The organism is Gammaproteobacteria bacterium (assembly GCA_003696665.1).
In the GTDB taxonomy this organism is placed as follows: domain Bacteria; phylum Pseudomonadota; class Gammaproteobacteria; order Enterobacterales.
On record RFGJ01000100.1, the window covers coordinates 1 to 5155 of the forward strand.

Below are 5155 nucleotides of genomic sequence, written 5' to 3' on the forward strand. Positions count from 1 at the left end.
GATGCCGGTTTCTCGCCCAAAACGAATCAATATCTCTTTGAAACTTTGAACATCAAAAAAGGCATTGAGAATATGAACCTGACGAGAAAGATGTATAACCAATCCACGATACAGACCAAAATTTTGGTCAAGATTCTCGACTGAAACGGTTTCGCGAACGGTCGATGAAAATCCTTGAGATCCCGGAACAAAAGCACGCTATGCCCAACCGATGGCTGGTTTGGGCGGTGGTCGTATTGGCGGTTGGTTTATTTGTGATTTTGTTGCCATGGCGCTCTTCGGCCGATGTGGTGGCGGCGGCACAGCTGGCGACAGTCACACAAGGGGATATCGCAGAGGAAGTTGTCGCTTATGGGCGTTTGGTTTCACGCAATCCCAATGTGATTGTGGCCAAGGTCGACGGCATTGTCGAAAAAATTAACGCTTACCCGGGTAAACGGGTCAAACGCGGTGAACTGCTACTGAAACTTGCCAATCCGAGCCTAGTCACAAACTGGAAGAATGAGCAAATGAATGCCGTCAAGGCGCAGGCCGAGGCCAAAAGCGCGCTTGCCGAGTTGGAAATTGAGCGGGTTCGGCTGCAAAACGAAGTCGAGATATTGACCAATACCGTCGAGCTCCGCGCACTGGAACTAAATAAACTTAAGGCGTTGAGAGACAAAAATGTCATTTCTGAACTCAAGTACTTGCAGTCTGCCAATAACCTGCAAGAAGCCAAACTGAAGCTGGCGCTGGCGAAAAAAAATCTGGCCATTTTTCAACAGGCATTGGACGCAAAAAAACAGGCCATTGAGCAAAGTCTGGCGGTCGCCCTGCAACGGGCGGACATCGCGAAAAAAGAGCTTGATGAGCTGGCAATTATCGCCAGTCGCGACGGCGTGCTTCGAGAATTTGATATCCAGTTAGGCAGTGCCGTAACGCGGAATCAGAAAATCGCCATCATTTCTGACCAAGACGAATTGTATGCCGATCTTTTGGTGACTGCCGCCGAGGCAGAGAAATTGCGGGTTGGCCAGCGCGCAACCATTGTTGTTGGTCAAGCAAAGGTGCCTGGCGAAGTGATGCGAGTGCATCCAGTGGTCGAGAACAATCAAGTACAAATCGAGGTGCGCCCAACGGCGCCAATTCCGGGCAATAGAAAGGAAAACTTGGATGTGGCGGCCTACATTGTCGTGGCTGAGAAAAAGCATACCACCGTGCTTGCGCGACCAGAAGGGGTGGATATGCCTTTCCAGACCTATACGCTCAATGTGGTCCGTGAGGATGCGCTGGTGCCGACGTCCGTGCGGGTGGGAATGATCGACAAACGCCACATCGAAATAGTGTCCGGATTGAAGGTAGGGGATCGAGTGATGATAGCAAAAGAGGAAAATTGATGGCGCGAGGACCGCTGATTCAGTTGCGAAATGTGAGCAAGTCTTTTGTTGACGGACAAACGGAACACCGTGTGCTTGAGAATGTGTCGCTAGACATTACGGATGGCGAAACGGTGGCTATTACGGGCGAGTCCGGCAGCGGTAAATCGACGTTATTGTCGATTCTCGGGTTGCTCGACTTGCCAACCGAGGGCGAATACCGGCTCCGCGGCAAACGCGTAAACGAGTTGACCTACAAACAGCTCGCGTTGATTCGTAATCGTTACATTGGGTGGGTGTTTCAAAATTTTAGTCTGATCAATCACCTGTCTGCGCTGCAAAATGTCATATTGCCGCTCCGGTTGGGGACGGAGGTGCCAAAAACGGAGTATGTTGCCATGGCCGAAGCGGCACTTGCCAAAGTGGGGCTTGGCGACAAAATGCACCACTTGCCCAGCCAGTTGTCTGGGGGTCAACAGCAACGGGTGGCATTGGCGCGCGCCATTGTGACCCGCCCCAGCGTGATATTTGCCGATGAGCCGACAGGAAATCTGGACGAAAAAAACAGCGAGCAAATTATGGCGTTGTTGTTTTCGCTCGTGGCTGATGGTACGACACTGGTGCTGGTTTCGCACGAGCCACGTTATGCCAGGCAGTGTCAACGGATATTGACGATTAGACAGGGCAGATTGGAAGTTGTTAACGAATAACTATTTGTTTGATCTTTACTGGTATTTTTTGCGGTGGAAGTCCGAGCGTGCGAAGTTGTTGCTGCTCACCTTGGGCTATGTGTTTCTTTTTATTCTGTTGATGCAACTTGCCACGCTTGCTGGTGTGTTGTTAAAGCGAAGCCCTGCCTGGGCAAATGTGACCGGGCCTTACTACACGGTGGCCAAGCGCTTTGAGGATGGCTCGCTCGCAGGCACGAATTTAATGGTGGCAGACGCGATCAAACAGTATCCGGGCGTTAAAGAAATCAGCTATTTGGCGTTACATAACATCACATTGACGAGCGCTCTGGGCGAGGCGCGATCATTTAAGGCGGTATTTTATTCGCGTAACTTGGTGCGCCACTTAGGATTAACGTTCTCAAAGCAGGCCCAATCAAATGGTGGCAGCGGGGTTTATTTGACGCACCGCTTGGCACAGCAAGCCAACGGCCAGGCTGCGCGCGTGACAAGGCTATCGATAAGCAATCGGGGCATCAATATTCCGGTCGAAGGGATCGCCGATGACGCCTTTGATATGGTGGGCAGTGAACCGGTGGACATTTGGTTGCCGGTGGAATACTTCGTGCATTTTACGCCTTTTGCCGGAGGGCCAATGGCCAGCCGTTTCATGCGAGCTGTGCCAATCTTTTTTATCTTTTTTGACGCCGCGAAGGCACTGGATGAAACGGCCTTTTTGAACTATTTGCACGAGAACACAAAGTCGGTTGCCGGTATCCAGTTTGAAAAGCGGGGCGCTGCCTTGGCGCTCTATCGCGGCATAATTTTGGATGCTCAGGCGTATCAATATCTCTGGCAAAATGCCATTGCCATTGGCATTTTCGTGCTGATTCTTGCCTTGACACTGTCGGTGGTGTCGTTGATGTTTCATGTTAAGCAGGCCATTGTTTTACATGCCGATACCGTAGTGGTGCGCGTGCTTGGTGGCACACGCTGGCGGCTCATACGCCCATTGGTGCTGGGTAATCTTGTTGTGCTTGTCGTCATCGGCGGCTTAGGACTTTGGGGGTATGGTCCTGCAATGCATTGGTTGCTGGCGTTTGGTCTGCAGGCCAATGTGCCGACCATGACCACTGGTGAAGTCTCCCTGGGCACACAGACCTTTGCGTTTGCGGTGGTTGCCGTACTCTTGATGGGCACCGCCATTGTGCCCCAGTTGAAATGGACGCAGTGGCAACTATTTCAGCGTGCGGTCAGCGTCTCATTGTCACGCCGCGCTCAGCATGCGATGCATGGTTTGCAATTGGCGCAACTGACGTTGGCTGTCGTGGCGCTCTCGTTTGTGGCGGCGTTTTTCTTGCAGCAATCGGACAATCGACAACAGTATCATGTCGATGAAAGCGTTGTGGTTCGCCACTATCAATCAAACAATGCATCGATGCCGTTGAAGACAATCTATCACAAGGGCGTTTCTCTTTTTGGCAATTGCCGCTTTGCCATCAGTGAAACGTCATTTAATCAGCCCTACCGGATTGCGATTGAAGATGCCCGACTGATTGGGAGTGCTCAGTTTTTTCTCCATTATGTCAGTCCGTCATTTTTCGCTTTGGTCACCGGCAGTGATAACTGCCCCCAATCGGATAGGGCGATGGGGTATTTCATGAACGGTGCTGCTGTCCGCCGTTTTCAGCAAGGCGCGGAGGGGCTCGCGCGATCGCCTTTATCACTTGGTAAGCTCCGCGGGCAATATCGAATGGTGGGGGTGGTGCCGGAGATTCCACACTTCGGTCGGCAAACCGCCGTGCCGCCAATGATTTATTTACCAATTGAAGCGGCGGACCGTGGCACCATCGACAATCTTTATGTCTATATAGGTACGCATAATCCCCAAACCCTCGCAGCGTTTGACCAGTGGCTTAAGCAACAAGCCGTGGGCATGCATTTGGTGTCCGAGCAAACATTACAAGAACTCTTGGCGCAGCAGGAAGCGCCGCGCCAACTCTTTTTTGTCTTGACGGCCATACTCGTGACCTTTGCCGCATTGCTTGTAGGTGTGTCGCTGAGTTTACAGATTGCGTCTCAAGTACAAGCGGAAAAGTTCACCTATGGTGTGCTGCAAGCGCTTGGTGCATCGAAACCCTACATCTATTGGCACGCCATGAAAACGAGTCTGTTTGTGTTGGCCGCTTCAGTTGCCTTGGCTTGGGCTGTCCACGGCCAGTTGAGTGGCTGGTATGACGAGGTGCTTGGCGTGACGCGAAGCAATGCCGAGATTGGCGGCCTGATTGGGGTCTCGGTATTGTCTGTCATTGCGTGCCTGTCACCATTGGCTGCGTTGCGGCGTTTGTTTCGAACGAGTATCGCCACATGCCTGCGGGCAGGCGCCATCTGACGAAGTTGGTTTTTTTTGTTTTCTGAAGACGGCACGTCGCGACGTGATGGTCATCGTTGGCAGCGGCTCTTAAGCTCTGGCAACATCCTACGTCTGTTCGGTTTTATCGAGACATTCTAGCGGTCGCGCGACGATTGTTCATTGCGGGTGTTTTACCAGCCGCCGAGCGCCGTGGCGCCATGCGATTCGGTGAAGATGGCATTTTGTACGATTGCTGCATTTCGAAGATGTCGCAAAGTCTGATATTCTCACTGTGCACCGTTGGGTACGTGACTGTTTTAGGCGGCTAAGAAGGCTGTGTCGCGAACGGTGAAGTTCATTACCATAGTATGGCGGAAGAAATTCGACAACATATCACCCGTTGATTCACTAGGGGGGACTATGACCTATCATCCAATCACACGCTTATTACATTGGAGTATGGCCGTACTCATTTTTGCCAATGGCGCGCTGGCTTGGTTGGCGGAAGATGCCGAGCGTCCGCTCAAGGGCACGTTGTTTTTCTGGCATAAATCCATTGGCGTGCTGTTGTTGCTATTGATTGTTGTCCGTATTCTCATGATTCGTCGCCACCCGGCCCCGCCTTATGGTGACAATATTGCGCCGCGTGATATTCGTGTGCATAAGATAATTTCGCATCTGTTGTATTTGTTGATGGTGCTGGTACCCGTGGCGGGTTATTTGCTGGTGGACGCCGCCGGAGGCAAGGCCAGTCTGTTTGGATTGTTCTCATTGCCGGA

At 51.8% G+C, this 5155-nt stretch carries 4 protein-coding genes; all 4 read left to right on the plus strand.

Translation table 11 applies throughout. The features are described from left to right. Positions 1–164 precede the first annotated feature (164 nt). Positions 165–1376, plus strand: coding sequence for an HlyD family efflux transporter periplasmic adaptor subunit (locus D6694_03450; protein RMH46557.1), 1212 nt, complete (start codon positions 165–167; stop codon positions 1374–1376). After that, a complete protein-coding gene (locus D6694_03455) occupies positions 1376–2065 on the plus strand; it encodes an ABC transporter ATP-binding protein (GenBank protein RMH46558.1) in 690 nt (229 codons plus the stop codon). The genes D6694_03450 and D6694_03455 overlap by 1 nt, the downstream gene beginning before the upstream one ends. Then, entirely contained in the window at positions 2052–4415 is a 2364-nt protein-coding gene (locus tag D6694_03460; GenBank protein ID RMH46559.1) for a hypothetical protein, read from the plus strand. The genes D6694_03455 and D6694_03460 overlap by 14 nt, the downstream gene beginning before the upstream one ends. A 420-nt stretch (positions 4416–4835) precedes the next feature. Then, on the plus strand, positions 4836–5155 hold a 320-nt coding region (locus tag D6694_03465; protein ID RMH46560.1), incomplete at its 3' end, for a hypothetical protein.